Genomic DNA, 15882 nt, shown 5'->3' on the forward strand with positions numbered 1-15882 from the left:
GCGATTGTGAAGGGGTACCACTGGCCACATCAAGAGTTATCCGCAATCGCTACGCTGGATAGTGTATGACCGAGTTCTCGAACCGGGTCGAACAGGTCAGTATCAGCGGCATCCGCGAGGTGTTCGAGGCGGCCGGCGAGGACGCCATCAACCTCGGCCTCGGACAACCCGACTTCCCGACCCCCGAGCACGCACGTTCGGCGGCGATCGAGGCCATCCAGTCCGGCGTGACCGACGCGTACACCTCGAACAAGGGGACCGAGTCCCTCCGGGAGAGCATCGCCGCGAAGTTCGACCGCGACCGCGACCTCACGATCGACACGGAGGACATCATCGCGACCGCAGGCGGGTCCGAGGCGCTCCACCTGGCGATGGAGGCCCACGTCGACCAGGGACAGGAGGTCATCTTCCCCGACCCCGGGTTCGTGGCGTACGAGGCGCTCACCCACGTCGCGGGCGGGACGCCGAAGCCGGTCCCCCTGCGCGAGGACCTGACGCTCGACCCGGCGACCGTCGAGGAGAACATCACCGAGGACACCGCAGCGTTCGTCGTGAACAGTCCCGGCAACCCGACGGGCGCGGTCCAGTCCGAGGCGGACGTGCGCGAGTTCGCCCGCATCGCGGACGAGCACGACGTGCTGTGTATCTCCGACGAGGTGTACGAGCACATCGTCTTCGAGGGCGAGCACCACTCGCCGATGGAGTACACCGAGTCCGACAACGTCGTCGTCGTGTCGGCCTGCTCCAAGACGTACTCGATGACCGGGTGGCGACTCGGCTGGGTCGTCGGCCCCTCGGACCGCATCGAGCGCATGCTCCGGGTCCACCAGTACGTGCAGGCCTGTGCCTCCGCGCCGGCGCAGTACGCCGCCGAGGGGGCCCTCGACGGCCCGCAGGACGTCGTCGATGACATGGTCGAGACGTTCCGGGAGCGCCGGGACCTGGTCCTCGACGGCCTGACCGACATGGGTCTCGACGTTCCGACGCCCCACGGCGCGTTCTACGTGATGCCGAAGGTGCCCGAGGGGTGGGTCGACGAGGTGCTCGACCGGGGCGTCGTCGTCGTCCCCGGCGAGGCGTTCGGCGAACACGGCGAGGGCTACGCCCGACTCTCCTACGCGACCAGCACCGAGGAGCTAGAGGAGGCGCTCGACGTCATGCGCGAGGCCACGGAAGCCGTCCGATAGCGGTTCGCACCTATACAGTTAGGGGCAGCTCCCTTATGTGGTTCGTCGCGTACGGAGTGCCAATGGCTATCGACCTGTCTCCAGATTCCGAACTCGACGCGACGAGACCGACGGTGCTCGTCGTGGACGACGACGAGGATCTGGCAGACACCTGCCGATACTGGCTCGAAGACGACGACTACCAGGTCGAGACGGCGTACGGCGGCGAGGAGGCGCTCGAGGCCGTCGACGAGGGCGTCGACCTCGTGTTGCTCGACCGTCGGATGCCACGACTCTCGGGGGACGAGACGCTCGGTCGCCTCCGCGACGAGGGGTTCGACTGCCCCGTCGCCATGATGACCGCCGTCGCGCCGGACACCGACATCGTCGACATGCCGTTCGACGAGTACCTCGTGAAACCCGTCGACCGCGAGGAGGTGATCGCCGCCGCCGACGAACTGCTCGCCCGTTCCAACTACTCCGGGGACGTGCGGGAGTACTTCGCGCTCGAGGCGACCGAGTCCGCGCTGTCGAGTCGCGAGCGAGAGGAACTCCGCGACGAGGACGAACTCGTCGACCTGCAGGCCCAGCTGGCGGAGGCGTACGAGGCGAACGAGGAGGCCATCGCCACGCGGGAACGACAACTCGAACGTCTGACCCACGTCAACCGCGTCATCCGGCGGGTGAGTCGTGCCATCGTCGACTGCGACACCAGGGACGCGGTGGAGGCGTCCGTCTGCGAGGCGGTCGTTCGGACCGACCCGTACCGGGCGGCGTGGGTCGCCGAGTACACCGACCGGAGTCGTGGGGTACGCGCCCGGCAGGCGGCAGGCGTCGAGACGGAGGCCGTCGACGTCGCTCCCGACGGAGCACTGCCCGAGAGCGTGGCGGAAGCCGTCTCGACCGGCGAGATGCAGGTCGTCACGGACTTCGCCGACGACCACCCGACGGCGCCGTTCGACGGCGTCGACGCCGACCCGACGGCCCTGGTCACGCCCCTCGCGTACCGCGAGAAGACCTACGGCGCGCTCGTCGTCTACACGGCGAACGACCACACCGTCAGCGACAGGGAACTCGGCGTGTTCGCAGAACTCGGCGAACGCATCGGGAACGCCGTGAACGCCGTCGAACAGCGGAAACTCCTGCTGGCCGACACCGTCGCCGAACTCGAGTTCCGCATCGCGGACCGTGCCGACCCGCTGGTCCACGTCGGGGCGGGCACCGGCGGGGAACTCTCGCTCCGTGGCATCGCGTCGACAGACGAGTCCGGTCTGACGTGCTTCGTGACCCTCGAGGGCGGCGACGGCGATGAGGCGCTCGAACTCGCGGCGGGACTCGACGCCGTCGACAGCGTCCGACTGGTGGCCGACGGCGAGGAGGCGCTGCTCGAACTCTCGGTCACCGAGGCCGTCATCGAGACGCTGTCGAGCGTCGGCGCGACGGTCGCCGAGTTCCAGGTCCAGGACGGCGAGGGGACCGTCGTGGCCCGGGCGGCACCCGACGCGGACCTCAAGGCCATCGCCGCCGCCGTCCGGTCGGCGTACGACGACGTCGACCTGCTCTCCAAGCGGGAGGTCGAACGGTCGGTCCAGTCCACCGAGACGTTCCGCCAGGACCTCACCGACCGACTGACCGAGCGCCAGCGAGGCGCCCTGGAGACGGCGTACTCGGCGGGCTACTACGAGTGGCCCCGCGACAGCACGGCCGAGGAGGTGGCCGACGCGATGGACATCGCAGCGCCCACCCTCCACGAACACCTCAGGGCCGGCGAGCGCAAACTCCTCGAATCTTTCCTCGACGAGACGGTCTGAGCGTCCCGCCCATCCTGGTGTCGTCCGGCCAGGGGGTCGCGGCCGGACGGAGGCCACCCGGGGAGCGGTGGACCACCCCCGGAGTTATGACGTACCCGACCGAACGTTGACACATGTCGTTCGCCCGGCACGGCTCCGGGGTCGTCGCCGACGGTCGCGCGCTCCTCTCGCAGGTACACCCCGTGTTCATGCTCCCGCCGATAGCCGCCTCGTGGTTCGGGAGCGTCCTCGCCGGCGAGTTCGACGTCGCACTCGGGGTCCTTCACGGGACGGCCATCTTCCTCGCAGTGTACACCGCCCACGTCAAGGACGGCTACGTGGACTTCTACGTCCGCGACGAGGACGACGACCACCCCCTCTCGGAACTCGGCTGTCGCCTCGCCCTCGGACTGTCCTCTGCTGGCTTCCTCGCCTGTCTCGTCGCGCTCTGGCGCACCGTCGGACCGGTCGCCGCAGCCGTCACCCTCCCGACGTGGCTCATCGCCTACCACCACGCGCCACAGCTCGACACGAACCCGCTGACGGCGACGACCGGCTACCCGCTGGGCATCGCCATCGCCATCGTCGGTGGCTACTACGTCCAGGCAGGATCGTTCGCCGCGGTCCCGCTGGCGTTCGCCGTCGTCTTCCTTGTCCTGCTCTCGGGCATCAAGGTCGTCGACGACGCACAGGACTACGAGTACGACCGGTCCATCGAGAAGGAGACGGTCGCCGTCGTCCTGGGGCGCGAACGCGCCCGGACCGTCGCCTTCGGGCTGATGGCCGTCGGATTGCTCGCCGTCCTCGGCTTCGTCGCCGGCGGCGTCTTCCCGCTCTCGGCCGCCCTGGCCGTCCTCGTGTTCCTCCCCGTCGCGGCGGTGGCCCGTCGCGGCACCGACGAACTGGCGACGATGCTGCTGGTCCGTGGCTCGTACCTCTTCCTCGCCGTGTTGCTCGTCGCCGTCTACTACGAACCGCTGTCGTGATTCTGTCCGGGCCGGCCCTGCGGTCACCGGCGACGGCGGGTCCCCTGCTTGCTCGGCCGGGTCCACGGCGCACGCCGGCCGAACAGCGACCCGAGGATGGCGAAGAACGCGGGGTAGCCGACGGCGGCCAGGCCGATGGCGAACCACGGGTTCGGCCGCAACTCGGTTCCAGGCGGGACACCCGGCACGGTCTGTCCCGGTGGCACCGTCGCGACCAGCAGGAACACGACGGCGACGAAGAAGTAGCCGACGAACACTGCGAGGCCGGCGCGGACCCACCGCACCTTCACCGGCCGGCGCTTGGCGACGGCGTACCCCGAGACGACCAGCAGCGCCGGCGGCAGGAGGAAGACGCCGTAGAGGAGTGGGTCGGTCGCCGCAAGCCTCGCCAGCGTGTTCCCGCCGCCCGGGACGACGTGGACGGCGTCGAGGGCGAGTCCGTCCGTCGGGACGAGGTGGGCGTTGTAGTAGCCCCACGTCGAGACGCGAACGCGGCCGATGGCCGCGGCGGCGAGCGCTGCCTGACCGGCAAAGCGCGTCCGCAGGAGGAGGTGGACGAGTCCGAGGCCGACGAGGAACGAGAGGCCACCGACGATACCGCCTTTGACCCAGAGGAACAGCGTGGCGACTGCGTCCGCCTCCATCTCCCGGTCGAAGCGCTCCCTGTCACGTCCCCCGTCCATCGATGGGGCGACTTCCGCGCCCGCCAGCATCAGCGTACCGGTCGGACGGTGGGCGAAATCGGTCTGCCGGTCAGCTCGCCGTCGAGACGATCTTGACGACGTCGCCCTCCTCGAGTTCGTACGAGTCCCCGACCTCCCGTGAGGTCCGTGCGTCGACGGCGTGGAGGTAGCCGTCGCCGATGTCTGAGTGGACGGCGTAGGCGAGGTCCACCGGCGTCGACCCACGGGGGAGCAGGAAGGCGTCGGGGAGGACGTTCCCCTTCGCGTCGGTCCACTTCGAGGCGTCCTGGACGGGGTAGGCCGTGAGGTGGTCGAGCAGGTCGTAGACGGCGTAGTCGAGTGCGGCCTGGACGCCGGTGCCGCCGTACTCGGCCATCGTGTCGGCGAGGTCGTCGAGCACCGCGCGCTGTGCGTCGGACACCTCGCCGACCAGCGTGAACGTCTCGTCGCCCGGGTCGTAGTCGACGGCGCCCGCTTCCGCGCCCTTCCGGAGCGCGAGTTCGCCCCCGGCGGTCGCCGGAATCACCGGCCTGTCGAGGTCGAGCAGACGCTGCAGGTTCTCCTCGGACGCGACGTCGGCCTTGTTCGCGACGACGACGATGGGTTTGGTGCGTCGTCGGACGTCGCGGGCCAGCGCCTCGCGGTCCTCGTCGGTCCACTGGATCGGGTCCTCGGGGTAGTCGAGGCTCCTGAGGACGGCCTGCACGTCGGCGGGCGAGGCGCCGAAGCCAGTGAGCATGTCCGCGAGGGCCTCGTCCACGTCGAAGTCGGGCGACCGCGACTTGCGTTCGACGGACTCCCAGTTGCGGTCGACGATGCCGGTGAGCCACATGTCCATCTCCTCCTCGACGAAGTCCACGTCGTCGAGTGGGTCGTGGCTCCCCGGTTCGACGGGTTCGCCCTTCTCGTTGGTCGCGCCCGACGCGTCGACGACGTTGACGATGACGTCGGCGTTCGTCAGTTCGTCGAGGAACTGGTTGCCCAGTCCCTTCCCCTCGTGTGCGCCGGGGACCAGGCCCGCCACGTCGAGCAGCTCGACGGGGACGTAGCGCTTCCCGTCGCGACAGTTCTCGTTGCCACATCGCTCCTCGCGGTCGAGACAGGGGCACCGCGTCCGGACGTGCGTCACGCCACGGTTGGCGTCGATGGTCGTGAACGGGTAGTTCGCCACCTCGACGTCTGCCCGCGTCGCCGCCGAGTAGAACGTAGACTTGCCGGCGTTGGGCTTGCCCGCCAGCGCGATAGAGAGCATGGGTCCGGCTACTCGGCCGGGAAGAAACTGCCTTTCGGTCGGAAACCGGGCGGTGGACCGACGAGCGAATGATTCATAGAATCTGATAATTACTGCCCGAACCGCCTCCTGTTACCCAGTACCATGGGGGTGTGAACCGCGTGACTGCGGGCCGAAGCGCCGACGCTTCGAAACGAGTTAAACCCAGGTCGAAATGGTGTTAGTCGTATGGAACGACGAGAGTTCCTCGCGACCACCGCCCTCGCATCGTCCCTCGGCCTCGCTGGCTGTCTCTCGCGACTCGACGCCAGCGGTACCTCCCCCGCCGGCAGTGCGACCGGCCCCGAGGCAGAGACCACGGAAGACGACCCACGCAACCCGCCGAACCTGACCATGGAGGTCCAGACCGTCGAGGCGACGTGGCGGAAGGTCGTCCACATGGAAGGCGAAGCGGTAGAGGACGGTGCGACGCGGAGCGTCGCCGTCCTGGTCGACGGGGAGCGCGTCCCCGTCGTCGGCGAGGACCACAGCACCAGTTCGCTCACCGTCGACGCCGACGTCGACGCCGGCGCCAGCCACGAGTACTGGGCGGCCGACGACGACGTCCTCGCCGAGGGCGAGACGGCAGCGACCGAGTACCCCATCTCGCTCGGGAACTACGTCTACGTCGAGGCCGAGGCGCGGCAGACGGTCAGCGTCCGCTGGGACGGCGACTTCGCGCCCGCCGAGACGCTCGTCGAGGAGACGGTCGAATAGCCGTCCGTCGGCCGGTCGGCCGACGACCGGTCCGACAGCGCTCCCGACGCTCTCGATGCGGTCCGACCGGTCCACGGTGTTCGAACGCCGCCGCCGACGGTCGACCGACGAGAACCGTACGCCCGGCGGGTATCACTCGACGTCCCGACGGGCGAGCCCCTGCATCGTGATGTTGCCGCGCGCGCGCATCGTCCCGTCGACCTCGGCACCCTTCGAGAGTTCGAGGTCGGAACAGGAGACGTCGCCCAGTACGAGCGCACCGGGCGCGATGCGGACCTCGCCCTTCCGTGTCGTCACGTCGCCGTGGACGCGGGTTCCCTCGCCGATGAGGATGTCCCCCTTGGCGCGCAGGCTGCCGAAGATGTTGCATCCCTCGCCGACCTCGATGGTCTCGGCGCGGATGTTGCCGTGCAGGCGGCAGTCGTCGCCGACCGTCGCCGGCGTCGAGACCCGCCACGCGTCGTCGCTCACCGTCGCGTTGCGGGGGACGACGAGGGGGTCCTCGTCCGGGTTCTCTTCCTCCGTGAGTTCGCTCACGAGGCGCTGTGCTGCTTCTTCCTCGCCCATCAGCATCAACTGCTTCAGGTAGACGAACAGGAAGACGATGGTGGGCATCGGGTTGCGGATGACGATCCAGCCGTTGGCCTCGAAGCCGTCCTCGATGTCGACCTCGTCGCCCACGTCGAGGTCGCCCGAGACCATCAACTGGCCGCCGATGTGGGTCCGCTCGCCGATGAACGCGTCGCGGCCGACGAGGACGTTCCCGACCACGTCGGACCACATGTCGAGTCGGCAGTCCGCCTCCGCCTCGACGCCGCCTCCGATCCGGACGCCCTCACCCGCGAGGACGTTCCGGCCCCGGAGACCGAATTCGATGGTCGACCTGCCACCGACGAGGATGTCACCGTCGGTAACGAGGTCGTGTTCCGCCACCGTCGTCCCGTTCGGGATGACGAGTTCGTCGAGTGGGTCCGTACTCAGCGACACGGAGGCAAATCCGCCCTACTGTCTATTAAACCCCGTGTACGCGTCTGACGGGCGTCTGACGCAGTTCTTCAGGTTTTTACGGGCGACCCCCGTCTACCCGGGTATGACGACGCTTTCTTTCGACGACGACGGCTGCGACGTGGTCTACGAGGGGACCGAGTTCCGCCTCGAGAAGTCCCTCATCGAGGAGGCCACCCAGAAGCAGTACTACGACGTGACCGACCACGAGGTGTTGCAGATGGTCGAGAAGGATCCGTCCCTCCGTGGCGAGCCACGACGGATCGGCGACATCCTCGGATAGTCCGGAGTACGCAGGCACCCGTTTTACACGGTATGAGCACGAATACCCCCGCAAGATGCGCAAACAAGAGCTCCTCCACCTGCACCGGCTGCTGTACGCAGTCCGGACCAGCCTGGAGACGGAGGAGTCGGTCTCTCGCGAAGCCTTCGCCGCGTACGACGACCTGGGCGTCTGGCCGACGGCCTGCAACCGGAACAAGCGGGACCACGAGATAGCGATACAGCACCTCCTCTCGGGTATCGAGACGGCCATCGAATCGCGGAGCGACGACGCCCCGCCCGACACGCCGCTGGTCCACTGACTCGTCGTCGGCGGACCAGCACGTCTCGTTCGTCGAGTCGCGACTGTCGGGGGTCGTCCGGTCGCCCCGTGTGACGCCTGGTGCCTACTCGTCGAGTCGGTCACGGGCCGACTGGAAGCCGAGTTCGCGCTGTTCCCGGGCACGACGCGTCTCCAGTTCCGCGACGGCCTCCGGGTCCGGGTTCACGTCGTCGGTGACCCGCGCCCACGAGTTGTGGACCTTCGAGTGGCACCAGCGACAGAGGTACACCGTTATCTCGTGTCCCACGTCGCGCCCGGAGTCGGCGTACGAGAGGTGATGTTCCTCCAGGAGCGGACGCTCGTCGGGGTCGTGCGCCATGCGCTTTGCCTCCAGGCCACAGCGCGCACACTCGCGGTCGGTCGCCGTCGCCCTGAAGTGCGGGCAGTCGGTCCAGTCCCAGTCCTCGCTGGCGTCCTCGCCGCGAACGACCGGGCACGCGAAGTCGTCGGCGCGGCGGGCGGCCGCGAAGTCGGGGTCGTGCTGTGGGTGCTCGAACGCGTACCGGCACGTCCCGTCGCCCGTTAGGTGGTCGCAGACGCTCGCGTGGTCGTAGGGGTCGTCGACGCCGACGGAGGTGCCCTTCGGTGTCTTCTCCATCCGTTCCTCGCTCGTCTCTGGACTGGCGCTCGAACGAGTTGAAACGTTGGGTTCGACCGGGCCGATGGCGCGACCCGTCGGGGTCGGACGTCGCACGCAGGTCGCTCGGCGGCCGGGGCGGGACACTCCCGGGGACGGGTCCGCGACCGGTCGGACCCCCCTGCCGTCGACGCCCGGGGGATAGCCCGCTGGGTCCGTCCTCTCACCCGGTCGAGAGGGCACTAACCACATAGCGTCTACATAGTTAACCCCGTCAGTCGTCCGTAAGCGAAATGAGTGGATGGTCGGCGACCGAGAGCTATCTTGCCGTTCCGTGGGCTGTGGGGCGCGATTGTGCGTTCTGTACCCGTTCACACGGTCACGTACGAGATGCGACGAACGCCGGGCGGGGACCGGTGGGAGTCGTGGACGGATGACACGGTACGCCACGAATCGGCTCCGGTTCGCCCTCGTCGTGACGCTCGCCGTCACGGTGCTCGTCCTGGCTCAACCGGCCGTCGCCGGACACGACGGCGACGTGACCGCCCAGTCGCAGTCCGCCACGACCGCCCTTCCGACGGCAGCGTGTACCATCTCCGAGACGTATCCCGAACCGGGCGAAACCGTGGGAATCTACTCCTACGGCTCCGAGAACGCGGACAGTTACCGGTACGACGTCGACGGCGACGGGTCGCCCGACACCGGGTTCACCGAGTACCAGTTCTACAACACGAACTACACGTCCGGGACCTACCAGCCGTCGGTGTTCGCCTACAACGCGACGACGGAGGAGTCCGACCAGGCGCTCTGCCCCGAACTGACCGTCGCACCGAACCAGCCCCCGACCGCGCAACTCGACTACGCGCCGGGGACCCCGACGGTGGGTCAGACCGTCGAGTTCGACGCCACCGCCTCCACCGACGATGACGGCGACCTGTTCGCCCTGCGGTGGGACTTCGGTGCCGACGGCAGTTACGAGGTGAACGAGTCGACCGAACTCGGCATCGACGGCCGCGAGAACCGGACCTACACCACGACCGGGACCAAGCAGGTTCGCATCACTGTGCGCGACAACGACGGCGCGACCACCAACAGGACCGTCGAGTTCACCGTCTCCCCCGAGAGCGCCGGCCCGACGGCCGACTTCTCCGTCTCGCCGAACCCGACCGTCGCCGGCGACCTGACGACGCTCGACGCCTCGGCGTCCAGCGACTCCGACGGGACCATCCAGGAGTACCGCTGGGACTTCGACGGCGACGGCACCGTCGACTGGACCACGTCGAACCCCGTCACGACGCACACGTACGACTACGACTCGACCGGTCCCGGCTACGCAGTCACGCGATTGACGGTCGTCGACGGGGACGGACTGACCGGTTCGACCACCCGCGACGTGACGATAACGCAGGCCGGTCCCGTCGCCCAGTGTAGCGTCTCGACGACGGCCGTGGAACCCGGCGGGTCCGTCACGGTCGGCGCCTCGGCGTCCGAGAACGCTGACGATTACCAGTACGACACCGGGAGCGGGACCTTCGGCGACTTCACCTCGCAGGCCCAGCGGACAGTCACCTTCGACGAGGCAGGGGCCTACGAGATACGGGTCCGCGTCTCGAGTTACCCGTCCGAGCAGAGCGACACGGCCGGATGTGGCACCGTCGCGGTGGGCACCGACAACGTCGGGCCGACCGCCGCCGTCGACCACTCGCCGGCCGTCCCGCTCGCCGGAACCTCGGTCACCTTCGACGCGTCCAACTCGACCGACCCGGACGGGACCGTCGTCTCCTACCGCTGGGACTTCGACGGCGACGGCACCGTCGACAGGACCACCGGGACGCCCACGACGACCTACACCTACGCCGCGTCCGCCGCATACGCGCTCCGGGTGACGGTCGTCGACGACGACGGCGCGACCGACACCGCCGTCGATGCCGTCGACGTGAACCTCGAACCCCCGCCGGTCGCTCGATGTGAGGTCTCGAGCCGGACCGTCGTCGTGGGCCAGTCGGTGACCATCTCTGCGGCGCGGTCCGAGGGCGCCGACGACTACCAGTTCGACACCGGCGACGGCACCTTCGGCGACTACGTCTCGGAACCGGCGACGACCGCCCAGTACGCCGAACTCGGGACCTACACCCCGCGGGTCAGGGTGCTCGCCTACCCGAGCGAACGGGCGTCGGTCGTCGAGTGCCCGACCGTGAACGTGACCCCGGGGAACCTCCCGCCGACCGCGGACTTCGACGTCTCCCCGTCGGACGTGGTCCCCGGCGAACAGGTGACCTTCGACGCCTCGAACGCCACCGACGACGACGGCCAGGTCGTCAGCTACCGCTGGGACTTCGACGGCGACGGCACCGTCGACGCCGTCTCCCAGGGACCGACCGTGGCCCATACCTACGACAGCACGTCGGACGTCTCCCCGAGACTGGAGGTGGTCGACGACGACGGCGCGGTCGACAGCACCGGGCGCGACCTGGGACAGGACCCGTCCGGACCGCTGGGCGACGGATTCGCCGAGGAGGGCTTCCCCGTGCCCCCGTGGCTCGTCGTCCCCGGTGCCGGCGTCGGCCTCGGGGCGGGCTACGTGCTCTGCCGCCGACGGTCCACCCCGTCGCCCTCGACGGGAGCCGACGACGACCTCGACGTCCCCGCCCACCTCCTGGGAGGCGGCGGTGCGGCGGCCGGGGGCGGCATTGACGACTACGCGACCGGCACGTTCGAGACGCCCGCCGGTGCCGGGACGGTGGCGGTGACAGACCTCGACTTCGAACCCGACCTCGTCCTCTTCACGGCGACGAACGACGTCGGCCGAACCCACGACGCGGGACGGACCGACGGCTGGACGTACGGCAAACTCTCGCGGGCCGACGACGGCACGCTGACCCAGAACGTCGTCAGCGTCGCCAACGACGCCCGCTCGACCGGGAGCGCCGTCAGTTCCAGTCGGGACGGCATGGTGCTGGACCTTCTCGTCCACGACGACGAGAGCGCCGGCGGCCTGGCCGGCACCGTCACGAAGACGACGAACGGCGGGTTCGAGATGTCGTTCGACGGCACGTCGCTCCCCGCCGCCGACCGCGACGACAGTTTCACCGTGCTGTTCCGGGCGTTCCGGACCGACGGCGACGCCGAGGTCGAGGTCGGGCACTTCCTGACGCCGCCGACCGCCGGCCAGCAAACCGTCGACCTGGGCATCGACGCCAGTTTCGTCTCCCTCACGGCCGCCAACGGCGTCCACGAGATTGACGCCGCGTCGGTCACCGACGGAGCCATCGGCGTCTCCCACGGCGAGGCCGTCAGGACCCCCAGCGACGCGGTCCAGCAACACGTCGCGACCAGCACCCTCGTCCCGGACACCGTCGTCCGGAACGGCTACTCGGGCTACCAGGACCGTGTGCTCCACCTCCTGCACGGACGAGGTGACGAACTCGACACACGGACGACGGCCCGGGCCACGGGCCTCGGCGAGACGATGGAACTGACGTACGACGAGGTGACGGACACCGGCCACGGTGGCCACCTCGTCACCTACGTCGCCGTCGAGGCGGGCGACCACCGGACGCCCGCCGTCGGACACTTCCGCGTCCCGGCACCGGACGCGGACTACCCGACCAGGGTCGACGTCGGCTTCGACCCCGCGATGGTCGAGTTGACGACCTGCAACCTCGACGCCCTCGGGGCCGACCAGGTCGTCGCAGACCACTCCGTCGGCTTCGGCCTGTCCCACGGCGTCGCCATGCCCGGCCTCGACGGGGGCGTCTCCCACCACCTGCTCCACGGGTCGCTCGACGCCGACGACGTGTTCGGTCGGGTGCTCCCACCTGTCACCGACGGTGAGGCAGTGGCGGGCCAGGAAGCCCGGACCGCCACCGACGGCGGCGACGCTCCCGGGCCGCTGACCGAGGGACAGCCCTCGGCCGCACGCGTCCTCGCGCTCGACCACGACGGCCGCGTGACCGGCCGCGACGACGTGCTCGTCTCGGCGGTCACGCCGACCGGTTTCCAGGTCGAGACGGCGAGTGTGAGTACCGGACGACGGAACACTGCGAGCGAAGTTCGGCCTGTGGTCTTCTACCGGGCCTGGCCGAAGCGGGGTGAGTTGTGACAATGTGGAACGTGGACCAACCGACGAGAGTATCGTGTGATATCCGATGAGTGGAAAGAAACCGCTGGCGAAGGCGAAGCACCTCCACCACGAGTACGAAGTAGCTCTGGACGAGTTCAACGAACATGCCACCGAAGAGCCCGGCAAGTACGCGTTGTTCAATACGATACGGGACCTGATTCTCGGAACCGAGTTCAAGAGTGGTGGCTCACAGACCCGGGCGGCCATCTACCAGCAACTCGGTGTGACCGAGACGGTAGAGAAGATATCGTCCGAATGGGCCAGCAAGTACGACGACGTGTCGGTGGTATTCGGCCAGGATTACGCGTTCAAGGATGCGTTCTTGCTCGACGAGTTGCCACACGATTCGAAGAAGGATCCGTTCAATCACGGCGGGTACGCGAACGAGTTCATCGAGTACGGCCGGGAACTCTATTCGAAACAGATTAAGGTAGAGAAGAAGGCCAGACGGCTCGTCGCGTACATCAAGTTCGGGGACGAGACCTACGGGTCGGGGGCGTATCCCTACGGCCACCACCTCGGGACGCTGACCCAGGAGGAGCAGGGAATCATCAAGGGCACGCTTGATTCCTCGATGAGCAGTACTGACCAGACGTACCTTTACGCGATCGCGAGGCTGCTCGGTATCAACACGAACCAGGATTTCGGTGATATTGCGGCCGAACTAGAGGACGCCGTCGACTCGATGACGTACAATCCGTTCTACGACGATTTCTTGCACGCGAAGGCGACCGGCAAGACCGACGACCCACTCGAGCAAATCATCCTGGACACGTCTCAGCGGTTTTATTATGAACAGTTGAAGGACCTGGACGCAATCACGCACCGGTTGTACGAGAGTCACACCGGGAAGATGTTCCTCGCGGAGCAGTTCGAGAAACAGAACATTTCGGCCCCTGATGACGTTCCCCAGCGTCTGAAGAACCGGTCCATGTTCCCGCCTTCGAGAATCGTCGATCCGAATCTGGACGCGCAGGTAATCTACGAACCGCACCGTGAACAGCCATTCAGATACGCCAGAGAGACGAAGTCGGACTACTTCGAGAAGCGGTCTGGCCAGCACACGCAGCAGTACGGCCGTATCAGTGACCCCAGCGATTCGTTCTGGGACTCGAATGGCATCACCGCGTTCAACCGCGTCGCAAGCGCCTTCATGCACGGTGCGTGGCACTACTACAGTGCGTACAAGACGGTCACGATCTACGGGAACAAGAAGTTCCTCGGCGACGACGGTCTCGGAATCCGGGAGTTGACGGTCGAGAACTACATCGGGATGTACGTTTCCCGGTTGCTCGACGATTCCCAACTCACGGCCATCTGCAAGAAGATCATCGCCGAACTGAAGTCGGGCGACGTCGAGTCAGGTGAGATATATACCCTCGCAGACCGCCTCGACCTCCCCAAGAACGGGACGCACGCAGCCGTCAAGAACAGCGTGAAGAGCGAAGTAAAGAGTCTGAAATCGAACATCAGCGTCTACGACAAAAAGCTCGAAACCGCCAGGAAGGTAGCAGCTCTCACTGCAGGCTGGGGCTGGGACCAAACGCACGAGACGGACTGGTTCGACGATGCGACCGAGGCTGCGAGTGCCTGGGCGAAAGTCGGGTTCAGCATCGTCGGTGTCATAACGACCGGAATCCAGACCTACAGCGTCCTCGAATCCACAAATTCCATCGGGACGAAGGCCGACCAGATGGCGTCGCTCGTGAACGCGATGCGCGGATTCGTTGCCAGTCTGAGCTCACTCGAGTCGACCTCCCTGTTCGCCAAGGGTACGATCAGCGAGGCGAGTGCGGTGAAGATCGCTGGGAAACTGGCGGTCGTCTTCAATCTGTACGAGTCCATCAAGAACTTCTGTTACTCGTACTCGGAGTACATCGACGGCGACTACGACCAGTCGATCGGATACGCGTTCATGGGGGCGTCCTTCGGGTGTTTCGTCTATGCCTACGCAGCCGCTGGTGTCTCGTGGATACCTGGGTTGGGACAGGCAATCGCACTCGGAATCGTGGCCGGGACGATCGGCTATCTCGTCCTCGGGTGGGCGACCGACTCCGAGCTCGAAGAGTGGGTCAAGTACTCCTACTTCGGACGGAGTGCAGAAGCGGTCAAGACGAAGAAGAACATGGATTCCAGCGCCTGGTACGCCGACACGAGCAAGCCATACTTCGGGTTCCGCTTCCCCTCGAACTACCTGCATCTCGAACGACCGGACGAGAAGGGAGCGGCCCCTGGAATCGAAAACATGAGCGAAGCCGAGAACTACTTCGGCCAGATTTCGGCACTCGTAACGCTCGCCAAACCGATCGGAATCGAACACGACGACGCGAAGCTCAGGTGGGCGGGCGATAAAGACGAGGGGACGTTCCGGATCAAACCCGATGCTGCGGCGTCGGGTGAGTCACAGATAGGCCCGAGTGGCTACCTCGTCATCAGGCCGTTGTCCGACAAGAACGGAGTCCAGAGTGAGACGCCGAGCAGATACGCGAGTGACAATGCACACGTCGAGTTCCTGAGCGACGAGAAAGACGACCTCGAGCCGGGAGAGACGACCGACGGGCCACAGCCACCACTGCACCTCATCAGCTTGAGCTACAAGGGGTCGCCCTCTCCGAACAACCCTGCGGGGATACCAGCAACCGAGACGACACTCTGGTTCAAAGGCCAGGGAACGACGCACACGCCGAGCGACATCGTGCTGACCGACGGAAAGATCAAACGGTGGACGAGTACCCTGAAACCGAGCGGGAACGACCCAGTGCACGCGTTCGGCTTCGACAGCGATTCGACGGAGCAGGAGCCATACCTGGAGTTCATCTACCTCGAACGTGAGCAAGCCAGGGAACTGAAACGGGTGGACTACTCCAACTGGGGGATGTTCCTCGATTCGGTCCCGGCCCCACGGGAATATCGTTCTATCGAAGAGGGGTCGGTCTGAGATGACGGAGAGATCGAGTGATG

General features: G+C 67.1%; 12 protein-coding genes. 8 read left to right on the top strand and 4 right to left on the bottom strand.

All coding sequences use genetic code 11. The features are described 5' to 3' along the window. Nucleotides 1-65: 65 nt before the first annotated feature. From ACSC1W_RS03065 to ACSC1W_RS03075, 3 genes are all read left to right on the top strand, one after another. Nucleotides 66-1187: a pyridoxal phosphate-dependent aminotransferase gene (locus tag ACSC1W_RS03065; RefSeq protein ID WP_435345316.1), complete on the top strand. Its 1122-nt coding sequence runs from the start codon at nt 66-68 to the stop codon at nt 1185-1187. Nucleotides 1188-1249: 62 nt separating this feature from the next. Next, on the top strand, nt 1250-2977 hold the full coding sequence (locus ACSC1W_RS03070) for a bacterio-opsin activator domain-containing protein (RefSeq protein ID WP_435345318.1): 1728 nt from the start codon (nt 1250-1252) through the stop codon (nt 2975-2977). Between the two features lie 113 nt (nt 2978-3090). Further along, the gene (locus ACSC1W_RS03075; RefSeq protein WP_435345319.1) at nt 3091-3942 is read left to right on the top strand and encodes a UbiA family prenyltransferase; all 852 of its coding nucleotides are present in this window, start codon (nt 3091-3093) and stop codon (nt 3940-3942) included. 23 nt (nt 3943-3965) lie between these two features. On the opposite strand, the gene ACSC1W_RS03080 is transcribed toward ACSC1W_RS03075, so the two are convergent. After that, nucleotides 3966-4625 (bottom strand): DUF7978 family protein, encoded by a 660-nt coding sequence (locus ACSC1W_RS03080; protein WP_435345321.1) that lies wholly within the window; start codon nt 4623-4625, stop codon nt 3966-3968. 70 nt (nt 4626-4695) lie between these two features. Next, the gene (locus ACSC1W_RS03085) at nt 4696-5877 is read right to left on the bottom strand and encodes a redox-regulated ATPase YchF (RefSeq protein WP_435345323.1); all 1182 of its coding nucleotides are present in this window, start codon (nt 5875-5877) and stop codon (nt 4696-4698) included. A 207-nt stretch (nt 5878-6084) separates the two neighbouring features. Between ACSC1W_RS03085 and ACSC1W_RS03090 the strand changes: the two genes are divergently transcribed. Continuing rightward, nucleotides 6085-6612 carry a hypothetical protein gene (locus ACSC1W_RS03090; RefSeq protein ID WP_435345325.1) on the top strand — a complete coding sequence of 176 codons (528 nt, stop codon included), beginning with the start codon at nt 6085-6087 and terminating at the stop codon, nt 6610-6612. A 132-nt stretch (nt 6613-6744) separates the two neighbouring features. On the opposite strand, the gene ACSC1W_RS03095 is transcribed toward ACSC1W_RS03090, so the two are convergent. Beyond that, nucleotides 6745-7599 (bottom strand): polymer-forming cytoskeletal protein, encoded by an 855-nt coding sequence (locus tag ACSC1W_RS03095; protein WP_435345327.1) that lies wholly within the window; start codon nt 7597-7599, stop codon nt 6745-6747. Between the two features lie 103 nt (nt 7600-7702). Between ACSC1W_RS03095 and ACSC1W_RS03100 the strand changes: the two genes are divergently transcribed. Next, nucleotides 7703-7900 carry a DUF5800 family protein gene (locus tag ACSC1W_RS03100; protein ID WP_435345329.1) on the top strand — a complete coding sequence of 66 codons (198 nt, stop codon included), beginning with the start codon at nt 7703-7705 and terminating at the stop codon, nt 7898-7900. 55 nt (nt 7901-7955) lie between these two features. Then, complete coding sequence (locus ACSC1W_RS03105) at nt 7956-8201, top strand: UPF0058 family protein (protein WP_435345331.1); 246 nt, start codon at nt 7956-7958, stop codon at nt 8199-8201. 84 nt (nt 8202-8285) lie between these two features. On the opposite strand, the gene ACSC1W_RS03110 is transcribed toward ACSC1W_RS03105, so the two are convergent. Beyond that, a complete protein-coding gene (locus ACSC1W_RS03110) occupies nt 8286-8819 on the bottom strand; it encodes a DUF7097 family protein (protein ID WP_435345333.1) in 534 nt (177 codons plus the stop codon). A 412-nt stretch (nt 8820-9231) separates the two neighbouring features. Between ACSC1W_RS03110 and ACSC1W_RS03115 the strand changes: the two genes are divergently transcribed. Both ACSC1W_RS03115 and ACSC1W_RS03120 read left to right on the top strand, forming a co-directional pair. Continuing rightward, the gene (locus ACSC1W_RS03115; RefSeq protein WP_435345335.1) at nt 9232-12900 is read left to right on the top strand and encodes a PKD domain-containing protein; all 3669 of its coding nucleotides are present in this window, start codon (nt 9232-9234) and stop codon (nt 12898-12900) included. A 46-nt stretch (nt 12901-12946) separates the two neighbouring features. Then, nucleotides 12947-15859, top strand: coding sequence for a hypothetical protein (locus ACSC1W_RS03120; RefSeq protein WP_435345337.1), 2913 nt, complete (start codon nt 12947-12949; stop codon nt 15857-15859). The last annotated feature ends 23 nt before the right edge of the window (nt 15860-15882 follow it).

It is taken from the genome of Haloarchaeobius marinus (assembly GCF_051207415.1).
GTDB lineage: Archaea > Halobacteriota > Halobacteria > Halobacteriales > Natrialbaceae > Haloarchaeobius.

Bases quoted from the DNA above. Each gene is read 5' to 3' on its own strand.
- ACSC1W_RS03065 (WP_435345316.1), top strand. From the start codon at position 66: ATGACCGAGTTCTCGAACCGGGTCGAACAGGTCAGTATCAGCGGCATC.
- ACSC1W_RS03070 (WP_435345318.1), top strand. From the start codon at position 1,250: ATGGCTATCGACCTGTCTCCAGATTCCGAACTCGACGCGACGAGACCG.
- ACSC1W_RS03075 (WP_435345319.1), top strand. From the start codon at position 3,091: ATGTCGTTCGCCCGGCACGGCTCCGGGGTCGTCGCCGACGGTCGCGCG.
- ACSC1W_RS03080 (WP_435345321.1), bottom strand. From the start codon at position 4,625: ATGGACGGGGGACGTGACAGGGAGCGCTTCGACCGGGAGATGGAGGCG.
- ACSC1W_RS03085 (WP_435345323.1), bottom strand. From the start codon at position 5,877: ATGCTCTCTATCGCGCTGGCGGGCAAGCCCAACGCCGGCAAGTCTACG.
- ACSC1W_RS03090 (WP_435345325.1), top strand. From the start codon at position 6,085: ATGGAACGACGAGAGTTCCTCGCGACCACCGCCCTCGCATCGTCCCTC.
- ACSC1W_RS03100 (WP_435345329.1), top strand. From the start codon at position 7,703: ATGACGACGCTTTCTTTCGACGACGACGGCTGCGACGTGGTCTACGAG.
- ACSC1W_RS03105 (WP_435345331.1), top strand. From the start codon at position 7,956: ATGCGCAAACAAGAGCTCCTCCACCTGCACCGGCTGCTGTACGCAGTC.
- ACSC1W_RS03110 (WP_435345333.1), bottom strand. From the start codon at position 8,819: ATGGAGAAGACACCGAAGGGCACCTCCGTCGGCGTCGACGACCCCTAC.
- ACSC1W_RS03115 (WP_435345335.1), top strand. From the start codon at position 9,232: ATGACACGGTACGCCACGAATCGGCTCCGGTTCGCCCTCGTCGTGACG.
- ACSC1W_RS03120 (WP_435345337.1), top strand. From the start codon at position 12,947: ATGAGTGGAAAGAAACCGCTGGCGAAGGCGAAGCACCTCCACCACGAG.